Source organism: Cobetia sp. 1CM21F, from assembly GCF_023161745.1.
GTDB lineage: Bacteria > Pseudomonadota > Gammaproteobacteria > Pseudomonadales > Halomonadaceae > Cobetia > Cobetia amphilecti.
In genome coordinates, this window is sequence record NZ_JALNTQ010000003.1 from 1 (window position 1) to 19352 (window position 19352).

General features: G+C 64.4%; 18 protein-coding genes. 10 read left to right on the forward strand and 8 right to left on the reverse strand.

The window, feature by feature from the left end:
- Window positions 1-237: 237 nt before the first annotated feature.
- Together MSG32_RS11315 and hisC are read right to left on the reverse strand one after the other, a co-directional pair.
- Window positions 238-681, reverse strand: coding sequence for a VOC family protein (locus tag MSG32_RS11315; RefSeq protein ID WP_248379716.1), 444 nt, complete (start codon window positions 679-681; stop codon window positions 238-240).
- Window positions 682-848: 167 nt separating this feature from the next.
- Window positions 849-1904, reverse strand: coding sequence for a histidinol-phosphate transaminase (hisC, locus tag MSG32_RS11320; RefSeq protein ID WP_248379718.1), 1056 nt, complete (start codon window positions 1902-1904; stop codon window positions 849-851).
- Between the two features lie 455 nt (window positions 1905-2359).
- On the opposite strand from hisC, the gene MSG32_RS11325 reads away from it, so the two are divergent.
- The 3 genes from MSG32_RS11325 to radA all read left to right on the forward strand — a co-directional run bounded on the left by MSG32_RS11325 (window position 2360) and on the right by radA (window position 5699).
- Window positions 2360-3499: an alkene reductase gene (locus MSG32_RS11325; RefSeq protein ID WP_176675955.1), complete on the forward strand. Its 1140-nt coding sequence runs from the start codon at window positions 2360-2362 to the stop codon at window positions 3497-3499.
- A gap of 178 nt (window positions 3500-3677) precedes the next feature.
- Window positions 3678-4145 (forward strand): copper resistance protein NlpE N-terminal domain-containing protein, encoded by a 468-nt coding sequence (locus MSG32_RS11330; RefSeq protein ID WP_043336742.1) that lies wholly within the window; start codon window positions 3678-3680, stop codon window positions 4143-4145.
- Between the two features lie 141 nt (window positions 4146-4286).
- Entirely contained in the window at window positions 4287-5699 is a 1413-nt protein-coding gene (radA, locus tag MSG32_RS11335; RefSeq protein WP_248379720.1) for a DNA repair protein RadA, read from the forward strand.
- Window positions 5700-5898: 199 nt separating this feature from the next.
- Here radA and MSG32_RS11340 read toward each other — a convergent pair whose 3' ends face one another.
- Window positions 5899-6543, reverse strand: coding sequence for a DUF1415 domain-containing protein (locus MSG32_RS11340; protein WP_107335681.1), 645 nt, complete (start codon window positions 6541-6543; stop codon window positions 5899-5901).
- A 338-nt stretch (window positions 6544-6881) separates the two neighbouring features.
- Here MSG32_RS11340 and MSG32_RS11345 point away from each other — a divergent pair, with 338 nt between their 5' ends.
- Complete coding sequence (locus tag MSG32_RS11345; protein WP_248379722.1) at window positions 6882-8753, forward strand: SulP family inorganic anion transporter; 1872 nt, start codon at window positions 6882-6884, stop codon at window positions 8751-8753.
- A 118-nt stretch (window positions 8754-8871) separates the two neighbouring features.
- Window positions 8872-9978: a tRNA 2-selenouridine(34) synthase MnmH gene (gene mnmH, locus MSG32_RS11350; protein ID WP_248379724.1), complete on the forward strand. Its 1107-nt coding sequence runs from the start codon at window positions 8872-8874 to the stop codon at window positions 9976-9978.
- Between the two features lie 26 nt (window positions 9979-10004).
- Here the strand turns inward: mnmH and MSG32_RS11355 are convergent, their stop codons facing one another.
- Entirely contained in the window at window positions 10005-10754 is a 750-nt protein-coding gene (locus tag MSG32_RS11355; protein WP_248379727.1) for a type 1 glutamine amidotransferase, read from the reverse strand.
- Between the two features lie 104 nt (window positions 10755-10858).
- On the opposite strand from MSG32_RS11355, the gene MSG32_RS11360 reads away from it, so the two are divergent.
- The 3 genes from MSG32_RS11360 (at window position 10859) to MSG32_RS11370 (ending at window position 12856) form a co-directional block, all read left to right on the forward strand.
- Window positions 10859-11152 (forward strand): MGMT family protein, encoded by a 294-nt coding sequence (locus MSG32_RS11360; RefSeq protein WP_043336737.1) that lies wholly within the window; start codon window positions 10859-10861, stop codon window positions 11150-11152.
- A 181-nt stretch (window positions 11153-11333) separates the two neighbouring features.
- Complete coding sequence (locus MSG32_RS11365; RefSeq protein WP_248379729.1) at window positions 11334-11945, forward strand: DUF416 family protein; 612 nt, start codon at window positions 11334-11336, stop codon at window positions 11943-11945.
- A gap of 62 nt (window positions 11946-12007) precedes the next feature.
- The gene (locus MSG32_RS11370; protein WP_248379731.1) at window positions 12008-12856 is read left to right on the forward strand and encodes a CHAD domain-containing protein; all 849 of its coding nucleotides are present in this window, start codon (window positions 12008-12010) and stop codon (window positions 12854-12856) included.
- 92 nt (window positions 12857-12948) lie between these two features.
- On the opposite strand, the gene hisF is transcribed toward MSG32_RS11370, so the two are convergent.
- From hisF to hisB, 4 genes are all read right to left on the reverse strand, one after another.
- Window positions 12949-13722, reverse strand: coding sequence for an imidazole glycerol phosphate synthase subunit HisF (gene hisF, locus MSG32_RS11375; protein ID WP_248379733.1), 774 nt, complete (start codon window positions 13720-13722; stop codon window positions 12949-12951).
- Window positions 13723-13733: 11 nt separating this feature from the next.
- Window positions 13734-14480 carry a 1-(5-phosphoribosyl)-5-[(5-phosphoribosylamino)methylideneamino]imidazole-4-carboxamide isomerase gene (gene hisA, locus MSG32_RS11380; protein WP_043336722.1) on the reverse strand — a complete coding sequence of 249 codons (747 nt, stop codon included), beginning with the start codon at window positions 14478-14480 and terminating at the stop codon, window positions 13734-13736.
- A gap of 115 nt (window positions 14481-14595) precedes the next feature.
- Entirely contained in the window at window positions 14596-15237 is a 642-nt protein-coding gene (gene hisH, locus MSG32_RS11385) for an imidazole glycerol phosphate synthase subunit HisH (RefSeq protein WP_054555217.1), read from the reverse strand.
- Between the two features lie 69 nt (window positions 15238-15306).
- Window positions 15307-15900, reverse strand: a complete 594-nt coding sequence (gene hisB, locus MSG32_RS11390) for an imidazoleglycerol-phosphate dehydratase HisB (RefSeq protein ID WP_043336716.1) — start codon at window positions 15898-15900, stop codon at window positions 15307-15309.
- A gap of 260 nt (window positions 15901-16160) precedes the next feature.
- On the opposite strand from hisB, the gene MSG32_RS11395 reads away from it, so the two are divergent.
- Window positions 16161-16646: an acetyl-CoA sensor PanZ family protein gene (locus MSG32_RS11395; RefSeq protein ID WP_248379735.1), complete on the forward strand. Its 486-nt coding sequence runs from the start codon at window positions 16161-16163 to the stop codon at window positions 16644-16646.
- A 240-nt stretch (window positions 16647-16886) separates the two neighbouring features.
- Complete coding sequence (locus tag MSG32_RS11400; RefSeq protein WP_248379737.1) at window positions 16887-19280, forward strand: AsmA family protein; 2394 nt, start codon at window positions 16887-16889, stop codon at window positions 19278-19280.
- The last annotated feature ends 72 nt before the right edge of the window (window positions 19281-19352 follow it).

The following is a 19352-nucleotide window of genomic DNA, read 5'->3' on the forward strand; positions in this document are numbered from 1 at the left end:
GTGAGAGTAGGTCATCGTCAGGCACTTATACTGAACCGCCCCTGCAGCCTTGCTGCAGGGGCGGTTCTCTTTGTGGTCAGTAAAAGCTGCGTAGAGAGTCCTGCATGCGAATCGGCTGTGGGCGAAAGAAAAGAGCTTTGCCCAAGCAACGCGCACATGACACAAGAAGGCCCCTGTCGAAATATCGACAGGGGCCTTTTATCTTCAGGGCCAGTGAAGTTTCAGTGCGCCATCACATCAGGGCGAGACTTCGTAGAGTTCGATGGGCGTGCCGTCAGGGTCTGCCAGGAAGGTGAAGCGAGCGCCGGTGTATTCATCGACACGTATCGGCTCTGGCGAGGCGCCACGCGCGATCAGCAGCTCGACACAGGTATCGATGTCTTCCGTCGCCAGCGCCAGGTGACGAAGGCCACAGGCTTCCGGATAGCTGGGGCGCTCAGGCGGCGAGGGGAAGGAGAACAGCTCCAGCTGGATGCCGCCCGGCAGGCGCAGATCGAGCTTGTAGCTGTCGCGGGCCTCACGATAGGCCTCGTTGATCACCTGCGCATCCATGACCTCGAGATAGAAGCGCCTGGCGCGAGGGTAATCCGCGGTGATCAGCGCCACGTGATGCACCCGCGTCAGAGGCAGGCGGGGTGTCGGGGTAGCGTCTGAAGCCATGGAGGGACTGTCCGTTGTCATGTTGTGCTCCTGCAGAGTGTTCGGTGCGATGAACGATACGACGAACTGTGTGATGAGCTGTGTGGATGGACCGTACGGTGAACTCCTGACTGACATCCTGATGAAAGAAGGCGCCCACTGGGCGCCTTCTTTGATTGGAGCAATCACTGGCCAGCCCGTGCGCTATCTCAGCGACACAGGGTTTCCAGGGCTTCGATCAGGCTGTCCATCTCGGCATCGGTACCGATGCTGATGCGCAGATAGTCACGCAGTGCGTCGGTGTTGAAGTGGCGCACCAAGATGCCCTGTTCGCGCAGGCCGATGAACAGCTTGCCGGCATCGTGGGTCGGGTGAGTCGCCAGCACGAAGTTGGTCTGCGAGGGCAGGATCTCGAAGCCCAGCGCGGCCATGCGATCGCGCGTCTGCTCGCGAGTGGTGATAACCCGTGTGCGGCACTCATCGAAATAGTCGGGATCACTGAGCGCAGCGACGCCGACCTGTTCGGCCAGGCGATCGATGGGGTAGGAGTTGAAGGAGTCCTTTACGCGCTCCAGACCCTCGATCAGCTCACGCGAGGCCACGGCATAGCCAAGACGAATGCCCGCCAGGCTGCGCGACTTAGAGAAAGTGCCCGTCACGACCAGATTCGGATACTGATGAATCAGCGGGATGGCGCTTTCGCCGCCGAAGTCCACGTAGGCCTCGTCGACCAGTACCACGCTCTGCGGATTGCGCTCCAGCAGCGCGGCAATCGCCTTGCGGCCATGGCCATGCCCTGTCGGGGCGTTGGGGTTGGCGAAGATGATGCCGCCATTGTCGTTGCCGAAGGCTTCCAGATCGACTTCCCAGTTGTCGGTCAGTGCGATGCTGCGCGACTCGATGCCATACATGCGGCAGTAGACCGGGTAGAAGCTGTAGCTGATGGACGGCAGCAGCAGCGGCTTGTCCTGACGGAAGAATGCCTGGAAGGCCAGCGCCAGCACCTCATCGGAGCCATTGCCGACGAAGACTTCCTCGGCGGCCACATGAAAGGTATCGGCCAGGGCGGCGCGCAGCGAGCGGGAGCTCGGGTCCGGGTAGCGGCGCAGATCGGAGGCATTGAACTCGCGCAGCGTCTGCTCCACGGCGGGCGCCGGCGAGTAGGGGTTCTCGTTGGTGTTCAGCTTGATCAGCTGCTCACGCGGTTGTTCGCCGGGGACGTAGGGGGTCAGGTCGTGGACCTGGGGGCTCCAGTACTTGCTCATGATTTCTCGCCGCTGGTGACAGTGCATGACCCGTGTCATGGATGCTTTTCATGTTGCCCGCTGGATCGTCGCGGTACAAGCACCGGCATGCGCTCTGAGTGAGTCATGAGGGGCATTGGAGCGGTGATTGAAGGCTGTTACGAAGGACTGTCGAGAGAGACTGTTGCGAAGCACTGTCGGGAGAGAGTGTTGCGAAGCACTGTCGGGAGAGAGTGTTGTGAAGAACTGTCGGGAGAGGGTGTTGTGAAGGGCTGTCGTGAGGGGGTGTTGAAAGAAGCCCAGGAGTGGCCGCACGGCGGGCCTCGCCCATTGTTGCCATGCCGGCATTATTCTCGTGCGATGTGCGTGCTTGAAGCAGCGCTCGGTGTGCCGCATGTCACAGGCATGCTTGCCCAGCTCGTGCGACCTTGCACGGTGAGGACGCTGGGTGAAGTCCTGCAATTCAAGGAGTCCCGATGACTGCCAACACCAATGCCCCGTACGCTGACACCCTGCTCGATCCGGTCAAGCTCGGTGATCTGACCTTGCCCAACCGCATCCTGATGGCACCGCTGACACGTGCTCGTACCCCCGACAGCGTGCCCGGTGAGCTGCAGCAGGCCTATTACGGTCAGCGTGCCGGTGCCGGCCTGATCATCAGTGAGGCGACCAACATCTCGCCCACCGCACGTGGCTATGTCTACACGCCGGGCATCTGGACCGATGAGCAGGAAGCGGGCTGGAAGGGCGTCGTCCAGGCGGTGCACGCCAAGGGCGGTCGTATGGCGCTGCAGCTGTGGCACGTCGGGCGTGTCTCGCATGAGATGGTGCAGCCGGATGGCCAGCAGCCGGTCGCGCCGAGCGCCCTGCGCGGTGAAGGCGCCCAGTGCTTCGTCGAGTTCGAGGACGGCACCAGCGGACGTCACCCCACCAGTACGCCGCGCGCCCTGGAGACGGACGAGATTCCCCAGCTGATCGAGGACTATCGTCAGGCCGCCGTGCGCGCCAAGCGTGCCGGTTTCGACATGATCGAGGTGCACGCCGCCAACGCCTATCTGCTCAACCAGTTCATGGCCACCGGCACCAATCAGCGCACTGACCAGTACGGTGGCTCGGTCGAGAACCGTGCGCGCCTGACGCTGGAAGTCGTCGATGCCGTCGCCGAAGTCTTCGGCCCTGAGCGTACCGGCATCCGCCTGACGCCCTTCATCGAGATCTTCGGTCTGACCGATGACGAGCCGGAAGAGATGGCCTTCTACATGGCCGAGCAGCTCTCCAGACGTGGCATCGCCTATGTGCACGTCAACGAGCCGGACTGGGCCGGTGGCGACATCAAGTTCAGCGATGACTTCCGTCGTGCCCTGCGCGAGCGCGTCACGGGCGCGCTGATCTTCTGTGGCCATTACGACGGTGAGAGCGCGGCACGTATCATCGATGAGGGCATCGCGGATGCCGTCGCCATCGGGCGCCCGTATATCGCCAACCCGGACCTGGTCGAGCGCATTCGCCTCGGCGCTGAACTCAACGAGCAGGACCCGGACACCTTCTACGGTGGTGGCGCCAAGGGTTACACCGACTATCCGTTTCTCGATAATGGCCATGATCGCCGCGGCTGAGGCCGACACGATTTAGCGAATGGTGTTCGATAAACGCCATCGGGGGTGGCCTCTCGGGGCGGATACCCGCTATTCTTGAGCGTGGAAGCTTGTGAGCGGTCTGCCTGCCAAACCGGCAGACCGCTCGCCGTCGATAGCGCTGACGCTGCTATCGAGTCATCGCCTTAAGGAGGATTCAATGCAGATCAGGACTCTGATGGTGGGAGCCGCGCTGATGGTCGGTCTCGCCGGGTGCGCATCAACGGCCCAGACCAATGACGGAGCCGCTGACAACAGCGCCACCGAGACAGCCAGCGAGCAGGTTGCCGTCTACAAGGGCACCCTGCCGTGTCGTCGTTGCACGGGCATTGACCTCGATGTACGCCTCAAGGGTGCCGAAGAGGCAGCCCAGGATGAGCGTACCTTCAGTCTCGATGCCACCTATCGTGATCATCCGCAGCAGCCGGATCCGGAGCATTACGAAGGCCAGTGGGACGTGCTGTCCGGTACCGTGACGGACCCGAACGCGACCGTCTATGAGCTGACGCCGGACGGCGAAGGCCAGACCTACTACTTCCTGCGTCTGGATGCCCAGACCCTGGAGCTGGTCGACCCGCAGAAGCGTCGCTTCCAGAACGGTGAGACACTGCGCCTCAAGCGCCAGTAAGCGTGCCGTGCGCCACAAGGCGATCGTGAGCACAAGGAAGGCGGCGCAAGCCGCCTTCCTTGTGTCTGGCCGTTGGAAATCCACGGCTGACGACATTCCGCCACGGCGCCGAGAATCATTTCTTCCCGACAGGATTGTCTGATGGCGAAAGCAAAGAGCGCCTTCGTATGTACCGAATGCGGTAGCGAATTCTCGAAGTGGCAGGGCCAGTGCAGCGGCTGCCGCGAGTGGAACACCCTGCAGGAAATCCGCGTCGGCGCCACGGTATTGCCCGGCGCCGCCCCCGCTGCGGGGGCCGTCGCCGGTGGTACCGCGCGTAGCGCCAGCAATGGGCGGGGCGGCTACGCCGGCACGCTCAGCGACAACGTGACCGATCTTTCCAATGTCTCGCTGGCCGAGGTGCCGCGCTTCTCCTCGACCTTCGGAGAGTTCGACCGCGTGCTGGGCGGCGGGCTGGTGCCAGGTTCCGCCGTGCTGCTCGGTGGCCACCCGGGGGCCGGCAAGTCGACACTGCTGCTGCAGACCGCCTGCAAGCTCGCCCAGCACAAGCGCTCACTCTACGTCACTGGCGAGGAATCGCTGTCGCAGGTGGCGATGCGCGCCCATCGTCTGCAGCTGCCGACCCAGGGGCTCAAGATGCTGGCCGAGACCAGCGTCGAGACGATTCTGGCCACCGCCGAGCGCGAGAAGCCCGAGGTGCTGATCATCGACTCCATCCAGACCATGCATCTGGAGGATCTGTCATCCGCGCCGGGGGGTGTCTCGCAGGTGCGTGAGTCCGCCGCCGCGCTGACCCGCTTCGCCAAGCGAACCAATACCGTGCTGCTGCTGGTCGGCCACGTGACCAAGGACGGCTCGCTGGCCGGGCCCAAGGTGCTGGAGCACATGATCGACGCCTCCCTGCTGCTGGAGGGCGATGGCGATTCGCGCTTCCGCACGCTACGTGGCCAGAAGAACCGCTTCGGCGCGGTCAACGAGCTGGGCGTGTTCGCCATGGTCGAGCTGGGCCTGAAGGAGGTGAAGAATCCCAGCGCGATCTTCCTGTCGCGCAGCGAGGAGCAGTCCTCCGGCAGTCTGGTGATGGTGGTGTGGGAGGGCACGCGACCGATCCTGATCGAAGTGCAGGCCTTGCTGGATGACTCGCCGCTGGGCAATCCCCGCCGTGTCGCCGTCGGCCTGGACGGCAATCGCCTGTCGATGCTGCTGGCAGTGCTCAACAAGCATGGCGGCCTGTTCACCGGCGATCAGGATGTCTTCCTGAACGTGGTCGGCGGGGTCAAGGTGCTCGAGACCAGCGCCGACCTCGCGGTGCTGTGTGCGGTGGTCTCCAGCCTGCAGAACCGTCCGCTGCCGCGCGAGCTGGTGGTGTTCGGCGAGGTGGGGCTGTCCGGCGAGATCCGTCCGGTGCCGAGTGGTCAGGAGCGCATCGTCGAGGCCGCCAAGCATGGCTTCACGCGCGCCATCGTGCCCAAGGGCAATGCCCCCAAGAATCCGCCCAAGGGCATGACCATCGTGGCGGTCGACAAGCTGTCCCAGGCACTGGAAGCCCTGTGACATCTGCGCCTTCCGTGTGAGCCTGCCGCACGGGGACATCGTGGTGTGACGTTGCATGCAACGAACAAGGCCAGCCTCGCGGCTGGCCTTGTTCGTATGGGGTTTTCTCCGAGCACGAAGCTCAGTCTGTCTTGTCAGTCCTGCTTGTCAGTCCTGCTTGTCAGTCCTGCTTGTCAGTCCTGCTTGTCAGTCCTGCTTGTCAGTCCTGCTTGTCAGCCTGACGGGCGGCGTGAGCACAGGCCTTGAGGCGTGAGACCAGAAGCTCGACTCCGCGCTCGCGCATCAGTTCTTCATTGCGCCCCGGTACCTCTTCGACATCGCCTGCGTAGGCATTGATGGCGGCTTCGACCGAGCTCTCGCGCAGCAGGTGCAGCATCGGGTAGGGCGAGCGGTTGGTGTAGTTGGCCGCGTCGTCTTCCTCGGTATCCTCGAACACGTATTCCGGGTGGAAGCTGGCCAGCTGATAGATGCCTTCATAGCCCTGCATTTCGAGCAGCGCCTCGGCGTAGTCGAGCAGCTCGAGGTAGGTATCGAAGTCGCGGAAGCCGTCCTTGAAGATCACCAGCGTCGTCTCGGCGTCACGATTGGCGTCCAGGTTCAGCAGCTCGTCGCCGAGTGCCTGCAGGCTGCGCTCGAGCCCTGCTCCGGGCACCACGGCATACTGGATGCTGTTGCGTGCCATCTCGCGCGCGGCAAACGGGCACAGATTGTCAGCGATGATGTGCGTCTCGACCCACTGGCGCGTGGCGTCGATGGCCTCGGCTTCGCTGGCATCCAGCGGCGGGGTATAGCCACCCGCCGTCTCGGGAGTCGTGGTATCGGTCGGCGTAGCGTCGGTGGTCATGGCGTCAGGGTCCGCAGCGGTGTCAGGAACGGGTATTGTCACTGCTCGGGCGCGGCATGGCCAGCGCCGTGTCTTCTCGTCTCTCTTCGTTTCTCGTTATCGTGTCTCGTCACCGTGTTCCGTGATCATGTCTCTTCATCGTCTCTCTTCAACATATCTCTTTCTAGGGAAAGGGCCGCAAGGTCACAGGTCGCTGTCGAGCATGTGGCGGCCCTGTTTCATTAGTGATTTCAGCGATAGACTTATCACCGCTGGTTTCAAGCCCGCCCCGAGAACGCTCAGGGACATTGCGGCTACCGGCTGACGACTTCTTTCCTGCCTCGCCACGGAGATACTTCTTGTCCGCTGATACTCCGCCTCCTTCCTCGCCGCCCCCCGAATCTCCCGAATCTACCGAGACGGCAGAGGGGCCCGAGCACACCAGTGCCGCGGCCTATCGTCTGTCGCGACTGTTGCCCTTTCTCGGCTGGATGCGTCAGCTGTCGCCCGGAGATGCGCGTTCTGATCTGATCGCGGGCCTGAGTGGCGCGGTGCTGGTGCTGCCCCAGGGGGTAGCCTATGCGTTGATCGCCGGCCTGCCTCCGGCGCATGGGCTGTATGCCGCCATCGTGGTGGCGATCATCGCCGGCCTGTTCGGCAGTTCGCGGCATATGGTCAGTGGCCCGGCCGCGGCGATCTCGATGGTGGTGTTCGGTACCGTCTCGACCCTGGCCGCGCCGGGCAGCCCCGAATACCTGCCGCTGGTGCTGGCGCTGACCTGCATGGTCGGCATCATCCAGCTGTCGTTGGGGCTGATGCGTATGGGGGCGCTGGTCAATCTCATCTCACACACGGTGGTGATCGGCTTCACCGCCGGCGCCGGGGTCTTGATCGCCACCAGTCAGCTCAAGCACCTGTTCGGCATCGCGCTTGGCGATGCCTCGAGCTTCCTCGGCACCTGGTGGACGCTGCTCGGGCATCTAGGCGATACCTCGTGGGCCACGCTGATCACGGGGCTCAGCACCTTGCTCACGGCCGTGCTGGTCCGGCGATTGAATCGCAAGCTGCCGTGGATGCTGGTGGCGATGGCCGTCGGCTGCGGTGTCGCGGCATTGCTCGGCGGCAGCGCGGCAGGTATCCCGATGGTCGGCGCCCTGTCCGGCAGCCTGCCGCCGTTTTCCCTGCCGCCGCTGGGCTTTGACACCCTGCGCTCGCTGGGCGGGGCGGCCTTCGCGCTGGCGGTGCTCGGCTTGATCGAGGCGGTCTCCATCGCGCGCGCCATCGGCGTACGCTCGCATCAGCGTATCGACGGCAACCAGGAGTTCATCGGCCAGGGGCTGTCGAATCTGGCGGGCAGTTTCTTCTCGTGCTTTGCCGGCTCCGGCTCCTTCACGCGCTCCGGTGCCAACTATGATGCCGGCGCCCGCACCCCGCTGTCGGTGGTGGTGGCGGCACTGATCGTGCTGGCGGTGCTGTTGCTGGTGCCTGACGTGACCGCTTGGCTGCCGTTGCCGGCGATGGCGGGCCTGATCATGGTGATCGCCGCCAACCTGATCGAAGTCGCTCATATCCGTCAGATTCTGGCCGTCAGCCGCGAAGAGGCGGTGGTGCTGGTGATCACCTTCCTCGCTACCCTGCTGTTGCCGCTGGAGTTCGCCATCTTCGCCGGAGTGCTGGTCTCACTGGTGCTGTATCTGAACCGCACCTCACGGCCCCGTCTGGTCGAGATGGCGCCAGATCCGGAACACCCGGAGCTTGGAGTGCGCAATGCCGAGCGTTATCAGCTGGCCCAGTGCCGGGAAGTGGTGATTCTGCGTGTGGATGGTTCGCTGTTCTTCGGGGCGGTCGACCATGTCCAGCGCAAGCTGGCGCGCTATACCGGCAAGCACGTCATTCTGCTGGGCACCGGCTGCAACTTCATCGATATCGCGGGCGCCGAGATGCTCGAGATCGAGCAACGTCGCCTGCGCGATGCCGGCGGCAGTCTCAGCATGTGCGGCTTTCGCATGTACGCGCTGGAAGTGATGGAGCGCGGTGGCTTCCTCGAGCGCATGGGGCGTGAGAACTACTTCCATACCGCCGAGGCGGCGATCGCCTCGCTGCGCGACTCGGTCGCCGAAGCGCATCGCGCCCACGGAGAACAACCCGCTGCCTGCCCCGATTGTCAGCTGTTCGGTCCGGCCGGGATCGGGCCGGGGCAGGGGGTGCGCCTGACGCCACCGTTGGCGTGAAAGCACAAGGCTGGGGGCGGCTGCACGCTTGCGCTAGAATATGGCCCCTTGATGGTGCGGCCAGTCAGCCAGTCGCCGCCCATTGCCTCAATCCTGTTCTGTCTGCCGAGAGATGCCCATGAGTTTGCCCACCGTGGCGGCCAGCTGCGACCTGATTCGCGACGGCCGTCCGTTGATCGATGTGCGTGCGCCGGTCGAATTCGCCGCTGGTGCCTTGCCGGGTGCCGTCAATCTGCCGCTGATGGATGATGAGGAGCGTCATCGCGTCGGGGTGCAGTACAAGCAGGTCGGCCCGGAATCGGCGGTACATCTTGGCCATCAACTGGTCAGCGGCGGGATCAAGCGCGCACGTATCCGCGCCTGGGTCGAGCACGTCGAGCGGCACCCTGACGCGATTCTCTATTGCTTCCGCGGCGGCATGCGTTCCCAGCTCAGTCAGCAGTGGCTGCAGGAAGCGGGGATCGAGCGTCCGCGCATCGAGGGCGGCTGGAAGGCCATGCGTCAGCAGCTCTGTCAGCATATCGATGAGCGTGCCGAGCAGGCCCCGATGCTGTTGATCGGCGGGCTGACCGGCTGCGCCAAGACCGAGCTGATCCATGCGCTGGACAATGGCATCGACCTGGAAGGCTGTGCGCGTCACAAGGGTTCGGCCTTCGGCCGCCACCCCTTCCCGGCGCCGAGCCAGATCGACTTCGAGCACCGCATCGCCGCCGAGATGCTCACGCTTGAGGATGAAGCGCCGACCATCATGGAAGACGAGTCGCGCTTCATCGGCAGCGTCAACATTCCGCTCGCCACCTGGCGCGCGATGGAGCAGGCGCCGTTGATCCGCGTCGAGATGCCGCTGGATTGGCGAGTCGTGCAGATTCAGAAGGACTATATCGAGGGGCTGTGGTCCACCTACAGTCGTCACTATGGTGCCTTCCTCGGCTGGACCCTGATGCAGCGCCAGCTGCGTCAGGCGCTGCTGCGTCTGCGCAAGCGCCTGGGCAGTGCGCGCCTTGCTCGTCTGGTGCGCATGCAGGACATCGCCTTCCAGGAGCACAAGCGCGGCAACCCCATTGCCCATGAAGGCTGGCTGGCGCCGCTGCTCAGCGAGTATTACGACCCGATGTACCGCTATCAGCTCGAGAAGCACGAGCGCACCTTCCTGCACGTCGGCGACTGGGACAACAGCCTTGCCTTCGCGCGTGAGTGGAGCGCCAATCACCGCTGGCAGCGCTGACATCCCTCACGGGCGCCGGTCAGCGCTCACGCATTCAGCCAGTCCACCAGCAGGCGGTCCAGCAGGGCCGCCTGACGATCAAAGCGCTTCGGGTCCTCCAGCAACGTCTCGCGTGACTGCACGCCATTGCCCTCCAGGGGCGCGGGATGGCGGGCCAGGCGGTCCTGCGTGGCCGCCGCATCCATGTGCGGATGGAAGTTGAGCGCCACCACGCGACCCTCATCCCAGCTGAAGCCGGCCACTGGCGTATGCTCGCTGCTGGCCAGCAGCTCGCAGTCTTCCGGCAGTCCGCAGATCTCCTTGTGCCACATCAAGGCCTCGAACTCGGTGGGTAGCCCCAGCGGGCACTCGTTGCTGCGCGTCAGCGTGGCCCAGCGACGCTGCGGCACCACGGCGGACGAGACGATCGCCCCCATCTGCTCGGCGATCAGTCGCGCCCCCAGGCCAACCCCCAGCAGCGGGCGATTGCTGTTCAGCGTGCGCCGAATCAACTTGCGCTGCAGGCGCAGCGACTGCTGTTCGGCGGGCGAGGCGGGCTGTGCGGCGCTCGACAGGCGTTGCGGACCATCCAGCACCACCAGCGCATGGAAATCATCGATGCCCGGCAAGGCTTCGCCTGCCAGCGGGAAGCTGGTGTTGAAGCTGTGCCCCATGCCGGAAAGCCAGTCCTTGAGACGTAGCGGACTCTGCCAGTCATGCGCTAGCGTTGCGGTATCGGCGGCTGAATCTGGTTCAGTGTCAGGGAGTTGCCCCTGATGTATGAAGTAAAGATGCATGGCTTCATCATGCGTGAGCGCCATGTCAGCGTAAAGGCCCCAGTGCCGGCATATCAGTACTTGCACCGGGCGAACCAGCCGCGACACGACAAGGAGAGAACCGCATGCGGGCCGAACTGCTCGAACAGATCTACACCGTGGTGGCGCAGATTCCCGAAGGCCGCATCACCACCTACGGCCGTATCGCCAAGATGACCGATGGCGCCAGCGCGCGCATGGTCGGCTCGGCGATGCGTCACCTGCCGGATGGCCATCAGTTGCCGTGGCATCGCGTGATCAATGCCTCGCTCAAGGTCACCGAGCACGGCGGGGCAGTGCGCCAGCGGGAAAAGCTGCGCAGCGAAGGCATCCTGTTCGATGGTGCCGGCCGCGTGCCGACGGAGTGCCTGTGGCCCTGAGGTGTGCGGCAGCACGGCAGCGCTCGAGCAGGCTCGCGCCCATCCGGCTACGCGCGGGCGCTACCCTTTCGCCTATCCTATCGCATACCCTATAGCGACCTCCGGTGACATCGCGGCTGGCGGAGCCAAGACGCCAGCGCGAACGCCGCATATTGAATAGTGAAGTGAGAATAGAGCCGTCATGACTCAGCCTGTATCCGGTTTCCGTGCGCGCCTTGATGCGCTGGCCCCCGTGCGCCGTACTGCCTTCATGGCGGCGCTGACCGAGCGACTCCTGCCCAATGCCGGCTTCTACGCCGAAGCCAATGGCACGGCCAGCGCGCTGGACACCACGCGTGAGCTGCGCAAGCTGCTGGACCTCGTCTGGGAGCAGCTGCGCGTGCGCGATGCCAAGATCGATTTCTCGCTGCAGGCCGAGAAGGTCACCGCCTTCGAGCCCGCCGAGGAGGACGACAGCTTCGGCGCGCGCCGCGCCCTGGAAGCCGTGATGGCGCTGACCGCCTGCATCGATGTGCTGATCAGCGAAGAGCCGGAAGCCGCGCTCAAGATCAGCCGTCTGTCCGCCGATGGCGTGCGCGCGCTGATCGACCTGCAGGCTGGTGAGGGCATCGAGCAGGAAGCGCTGGAAACCATGATTCGCGAGCATCCGTTGATGATCGATGAGCGTGACTTCCAGGACGCCGTGCTCGAGAGCGTCGAAGCCCCGCAGCTGTCCCGCGATGACTGGCGCGCGCTCAAGCAGTTGGGCCGCAATGAAGATGTCAGCAATCTCGGGCTATCCTTGCAGGACTGAGCGGCCCGATTCGGGCCATCCTGGTGCCAGTGATGACTGGCCAGCCGTTGTTGGAGAGACAGATGAGCGACACCCGTCAGCAGGATTCTTCTCCGATGAACGCAGCGCTGAATGGCGTGATTCAGGCGCGTCTGGACGCCATGCGTGAGCGTCTCGCGCAGCCGACGCTGAGCGCGGCGGATGTGCATGCGCTGCGCGTCGACTGCAAGCAGCTGCGCGGCTGGTGGCAACTGCGGCGTGAGTCACTGGGCAAGTCGGCGGTGAGTGAGCATCAGGCGCGTCCGCGCGCCGTCGCCAAGGCATTGGCCGGGCCGCGCGAGGCGCACATGCTGCGCAAGACCCATGGTCGCGCCTACGCCTGGGTGGATGAGCGCAGTCAGCGCCTGCTGGATGCGCTGCGTCCGGGGCTGACCAGTGCCGCGCTCAGCGAGCCCGAAGGCGAGCTGGATCACGCGCCGCTCGAGACGCTGCTGGGCGAAGAGCGGGCGGCCTGGCAGGCGGCACCGCTGACGGTGGAGGAGCTCAACATCGGGCTGGAGTTCAGTCGTCATCGCATCAGCAAGCTTGCGGCGCAGGTGGCCAGCAAGCGTGAGATCGAGACCTCTCACCGGCTGCGCAAGTGGGTCAAGTACCGCATGTTCCAGCTGGCACTGGCGCACGAGGCGCTGGGTGAAGCAGCCGCGCGGGAGCTCGAGTCACCGAGTCACGGACGGCGCCGCGAGCCGGAACTGCTCGACAAGGCGGCCGCGCGGCTGGGCAATCAGCATGATCTGGCGGAGCTGGCGCTGTGGGTCGGGGAGCGCGTGATGCTGCCTGCCGCCGAGAAGCACCTGGTCGCGGACATCATGGCGCTTGCCGACCAGCGACTCGCGCAGGCGCTCAAGCCGCTGAAGAAGCTGGGCTACGTCTGAGCGAAAGAGGCTGTCCCTGAAGACACGAACGCCGCCATTCCCTGAGGAAATGGCGGCGTTCGCGTTTCTGCCTGAACTACCTGCGGCTGCGCTTACAGGCGCATCTCGATACCGCGTGCGGCCATATGCGCCTTGGCCTGGGGGATCGTGTACTCGGCGAAGTGGAAGATGCTGGCGGCCAGCACCGCATCCGCACCGCCATCGAGCACGCCATCCACCAGATGGTCGAGGGTGCCGACACCGCCGGAGGCGATCACCGGCACGCTGACGGCGTCGGAGATGGCGCGTGTCACGCCGAGATCGAAACCGGCCTTGGTGCCATCGCGGTCCATGCTGGTCAGCAGCAGCTCGCCGGCGCCCAGCTCGACCATCTTATTCGCCCACTCGACGGCGTCGAGTCCGGTCGGCTTGCGGCCGCCGTGGGTGAAGATCTCCCAGCGCGGTGTCTCGCCGTCCTGGCTGACGCGCTTGGCATCGATGGCGACCACGATGCACTGGCTGCCGAAGCGTTCTGCGGCTTCACGCACGAAGTCCGGGTTGAACACGGCGGCGGTGTTGATCGAGACCTTGTCCGCGCCGGCATTCAGCATGGTGCGAATGTCTTCACAGGTGCGGATGCCGCCCCCCACCGTCAGCGGGATGAACACCTCACCGGCGATGCGCGACACCATTTCGACCGTGGTGCCACGGTTGTCGACGCTGGCGGTGATGTCGAGGAAGGTGATCTCGTCGGCGCCTTGCTCGTTGTAGCGCTTGGCGACCTCGACCGGGTCACCGGCATCGCGGATACCGACGAAGTTGACGCCCTTCACGACACGACCGGCGTCGACGTCCAGACACGGGATGATGCGTTTGGCGAGTGCCATGATCGCTCCCCTCAGGCCTTGCGGCCGGTGATGGAGTCGGACAGCGCCTGCGCTTCGGCGATGTCCAGGCTGCCTTCATAGATGGCGCGGCCGGTGATGGCACCGAGGATGCCCTGATCGGCCACTTCGGCCAGGCCACGGATGTCATCCAGGTTGGTCACGCCGCCGGACGCGATTACCGGGATACCGCCTTCGCGGGCCAGTGCCACGGTGGCTTCGATGTTGACGCCCTGCATCATGCCGTCGCGGGCGATGTCGGTGTAGACGATGGAGGACACGCCGTCGTTGGCGAAGCGCTTGGCCAGCTCGGTGGCCTTGATGGTGGAGACTTCGGCCCAGCCATCGGTGGCCACGAAGCCGTCACGCGCATCGAGACCGACGATGATGCGGCCCGGGAAGGCACGGCACATCTCGGCGACGAAGGCCGGTTCCTTCACGGCCTTGGTGCCGATGATGACCTGACCGACACCGGCTTCCAGGTAGTGCTCGATGGTCGCGGCATCACGGATGCCACCACCGATCTGGATCGGCAGCTCCGGGTAGGCGCGGGCGATGCGTGTCACGGCGTCGCCATTGACCGGCTTGCCTTCGAAGGCACCGTTGAGATCGACCAGATGCAGACGACGGCCACCGGCCTCGACCCAGCGCGCGGCCATGGCCAGCGGGTCATCGCCGTAGTTGGTGGAGTCTTCCATGCGGCCTTGCTTCAGGCGTACGCACTGACCGTCCTTGAGATCGATCGCGGGGATTACCAGCATGTCGGGTGTCCTCTCGGCGTGTCTGGGCACGCCTGTATTGTCGTCGGTATATCGAAGGCGGATGTATCGGCGTCCGTCACGCGAGACAGACGCCGAGGGTCACGCGGGCGAGCCTTCAGGGCTGCCAGCGGACGAAGTTCTCGAGCAGCTTGAGGCCGGCGGCCGCGCTCTTCTCCGGGTGGAACTGCACCGCGAACAGGCTGCCCTCACCGATGGCGACGTGCGCCTCGGCACCGGCGTAGTGCGTGGCGCCGTAGACCTTGGAGCGCTCGCTGGCCGACACATAGAAGCTGTGCACGAAGTAGAAGCGCGAGTTGTCCTCGATACCTTCCCACAGCGCGTGGCCCTGGGTGTGCGCGACATGATTCCAGCCCATGTGCGGCACCTTGAGGCGCTGGCCGTGCTCGTCCAGCTGCTGGTCATCGAAGCGTTTCACGTCGCCCTTGAAGTAGGCGAGGCAATCGATGCCACCGTTCTCTTCGCTGCGCTCCATCAGCATCTGCTGACCGACGCATACGCCCAGCAGCGGCTTGCTGTGGTTGCTCAGCAGCTCGCCGACCAGACCGCGCAGCTCGGCGCGTTCAAGCTCGCCCATGCAGTCACGGATGGCGCCCTGGCCAGGCAGCACCACGCGGGTGGCACCGCGGATGGCGCGCGGGTCGCTGGTGATCACGACATTCTCGTCAGCCACGTGCTCAAGCGCCTTGGCGACGGAGTGCAGGTTGCCCATGCCATAGTCGATGACGGCAATCGTCATGTCTTTCTCCCGAAGGCCGGAGCAGGCTCCGGCGCTGGATGTCAGGCGTCTGGCGCCCGGATCATTCGTTTACAGCGAGCCCTTGGTGGAGGCGATACGGCCTCCCATGCGCTCGTCCTCTTCCACCGCCATGCGCACGGCACGGCCGAAGGCCTTGAAGATGGTCTCGGCCTGGTGGTGGGCATTGAAGCCCTTGAGGTTGTCGATATGCAGGGTGGCGCCAGCGTGATTGACGAAGCCCTGGAAGAATTCCCAGAACAGCTGGGTATCGAAGCGACCGATGTTGCCGCGGGTGAACTCGCACTGCATGAACAGACCCGGACGACCGGAGAAGTCGATCACCACGCGAGACAGGGCTTCATCCAGCGGCACGTAGGCATGGCCGTAACGGCGGATGCCGGCCTTGTTGCCCAGCGCCTGCGCGAAGGCCTGACCCAGGGTGATGCCGATGTCCTCGACGGTGTGGTGGTCATCGATATGCAGGTCGCCATCGCAGTCGACCTCGATGTCGATCACGCCGTGACGGGCGATCTGGTCCATCATGTGTTCGAGGAAGGGCACGCCAGTGTTGGCGCTCAGCTTGCCTTCACCGTCCAGATTGATGCGGACCCGGATCTTGGTTTCCGAGGTGTTGCGATGAACTTCGGCGATACGCTCTACCATGATGTCTCTCCAGCGGTCGGTGACGCCATCAGCGGCTTCGAGGCCGATGGGGTCTGGGCGCAGTCTGGGGCCTTTGGTAAGAGAGGCGTGTGTCCAGTCCGGCCGGGAAGTGCGCATCATGTGGTTATTGTCATGTGATGTCGCAATCGAAATCGTGATCAGGGCATTGACGACGGCAGAGAGCCGTCGGCGGGGCGCTTGATCGGCGGCAGGCGCGTCGTCTTTGTGCCTGCCCGACCCGTCATTATAGAGAAAGGACAATGGCATCCGCTACAATGGCGGGCATTCATATCGCGGGCGAGGATCTCACCATGCCGGTCACTCTTCAGATGATCGATCACTCACGCTGGCAAACCGATGAGCAAGTCCGTATCGATCTGTCGCGTATCTATCACGAAGCCCCCAGTGAGCGTCTCCCGCTCGCCCCGGATGACTTCATTCAGGCCAATCTCGCCGCGGGACACCGCTTCTGCAGCGCCTTCTTCAACGATCGTCATATCGGCGCGCTACTCTGCGAGGATGAAGGCGATGCCTGGAAGATCAGCCATTGCTGCGTGCGCAAGAGCACGCGTCGACGCGGTGTCGGTACGCGCCTGATGGCGCTGCTGTCGCTGGAAGCGGCCAGTGCCCAGCGTCTGCTGGTCGTGCCGAGTCAGGGATTGACCCTGGCCGACGAGCTGCTGGTATCACGTCTGGGCTATGTGCGAGACCCTGCCCGCGACGGCTTCGTGCTGGCGCAGGAGTGACCCCGGTCGTTGCCGGATGCGGAACTGACGTCAACGCGACCTGTCCACCGGCTGTGTCATCATCGTTTCTGTCTTGAGGCTGTCTCGCTGTGCGGGAGGGTGGCGCGCAGCGCTCGAGCTAGATGATGAGCGGGAGAAAGGGCATCGCCTGATGCCACGAGTCACCAGCGCCATTCCATATGCTGCCCTCTGGAGTGAGGGCACCGTAGCAATTCTCATCGTGTCAAAGGGAGGACGCAGATGAAAGCACTGTTCAGAGCCTTGCTGGCCATCGTCGGAGTACTGGCGTTGGTGGTCGTGGCAGGGGTGATCTATGTCACCACCTTCCTCGATCCGAATGATCTCAAGCCGCGACTGGTCAAGGCGGTCAAGGACCAGGCGGGGCTGGAACTGGCCCTGAACGGCCCGCTGGACTGGTCCTTCTATCCACGTCTCGGCGTCAGCGTCGAGGACGCCGAAGCCTGGCTGCCGGAGCAGGAGCGTGACCAGTCACCGTTTGCCTCCTTTACCCGCGCGGAAGTCGGCGTGTCCTTCACGCCACTGCTGAGCGGTGAAGTCGAAGTCGAAGGCGTCTTCCTCGACGGCCTCAAGCTGGCGCTCGAGCGTGATGCACAGGGGCGTGGCAACTGGGAAAGCCTGCTCGAGCATGCGGCGACGGCCGCCGACAGTGGCGCGGCGGATGAAGCGCTGCCGCCGGCCAAGAGCGCCGGTGTGGCGCTGGCGGATGACACGACGCCGTCGGTGCAGAATGGCGCCGGCAGCATGGCGGTCAATCTCGATATCGCCTCGGTGCAGGTCACCAATGGTCAGATCGCCTATCAGGACGCGGCCAGCGGGCTCGACATGACGCTCAACGACGTGGCGTTGACGTCCTCCAACGTCAGCCCCGACAAGGCCTTCCCGGTCGAGCTGTCGTTCGTGGCCGATGGGCGTGAGCCGGAGCTTCAGAGCACCGTCAGCCTCGATGGCAAGGTGGCGCTGGACCTGCAGGGCGGCCGTCATGTGCTGACCGGCGTGAGCCTGGATACCACCACGCGCATGCCGTCGCTGGGTGACGAGGACCAGAGCGTGGCGCTGGATATCGACACCCTGACGCTGGACACCGACAAGCAGCTGTATCTGGCCGATGGCGCCGAGCTGGACGCGACGCTCCATCAGGCCGCGCTGGGTGACAAGGCCCTGCCGCTGAAAGCCACCTTCGGTGCCGAAGCGGACCTGGCGGCGGGCACGGCGAATCTCGAGAATCTGCTGCTGACCTCCGGCAGTGACCTGCGCCTCAGCGGGGCGCTCAAGGCCAAGGACATCACCGGCGATGCGCTCAGCTATAGCGGTCAGTTCAAGCTGGCACCGCTGTCGCCCAAGGCGTGGATGACGCGTGTCGGCATGGAGGCGCCGCAGACCGCCAAGAGCAGCGCGCTGACCTCGCTGGCCTTCTCCAGCCCGTTCAAGGGCGACATGTCGCAGGTGCAGCTGACCAATCTGGTGATGGCGCTGGATGACACCACCATCAACGGGCGCCTCGGCTCGTCCTTCGATGCCTCGCAGATCACCTTCGATCTGGATGTCGACGCGCTCAATCTCGATGACTACCTGGCACCGGCGGGCGCAGACGAGAAGACGGCAAGCCTGGGGGAAGCGCTCACGGCGGGCGTGATCGCGCCGGTCTATGCAGCCGATGGTGACGCGGAGCTGCTGCCGGTGGCATTGCTCAAGACGCTGGGCCTTCAGGGGCAGCTGGATATCGGCACGCTGATCGCCTCGGGGCTCGAGATGAGCAAGGTGACCGCCAAGCTGTCCGGTCAGCCGGGTGTGCAGCAGCTCGATAGCCTGACGGCCAGCCTCTATGGCGGCTCGCTGGCGGCCAATGCACGCATCGACAGCCGCAAGACACCGCTGAGCATGAGCTTCGGCGAGAAGCTGACCAATCTGGATATCGCGCCGTTCCTCAAGGCGCTGGCACCGGAGCAGAAGGACATCCTGCGCGGTCGCCTGACGCTCAATGGTGACTACACCACCAGCACCAATCAGATCGACAGCATCAAGCGCAATCTGAACGGCAAGGGCAACTTCGAGATTCGCAATGGTGAGGTGCTCGACGTCAATATCTCCAAGGAGATGTGCACTGCCGTGGCGACGCTGAGTGGCAAGACCTCCTCGCGCGAGTGGAAGGCCAATACGCCGCTGGAGCGCGCGCAGGGCAGCTTCACGGTCACCAATGGCGTGATCAGCAATCAGGATCTCGCCCTGGCGATCCCTGGCATCGCTCTGGACGGCAAGGGCCAGCTCAACCTGCCGACCGAGGCCTTCGACTACAACGTGGCGGCGCGCTTCATCGAGGGCGCGGATGACGCGGCCTGTGAGGTCAATCCGCGTCTGATCAAGCTGCGCTTCCCGGTACAGTGTCAGGGCAATCTGAGCGGTGAGCCGGGCGAGTGGTGTGGCTTCGATCAGAAAGGCTTCCAGAGTGCCGCAGCGGAACTGGCCAAGGATGAAGCCAAGCGCAAGGCGGGCGAGAAGGTCAGCGAGAAGCTGGATGAGAAGCTCGACGAAGATACCCGCAAGAAGATCGACGACAAGCTGGGCGAAGGCGCCAGCGACAAGCTGAAGGGCGCGATTCAGGGGCTGTTCAACTGATCACGCGCTCCCTTCGCAGCAAGACCGGCACGCCAGCTCCTCGGGGCTGGCGTGCTGCCGTTTGAGCCCAGG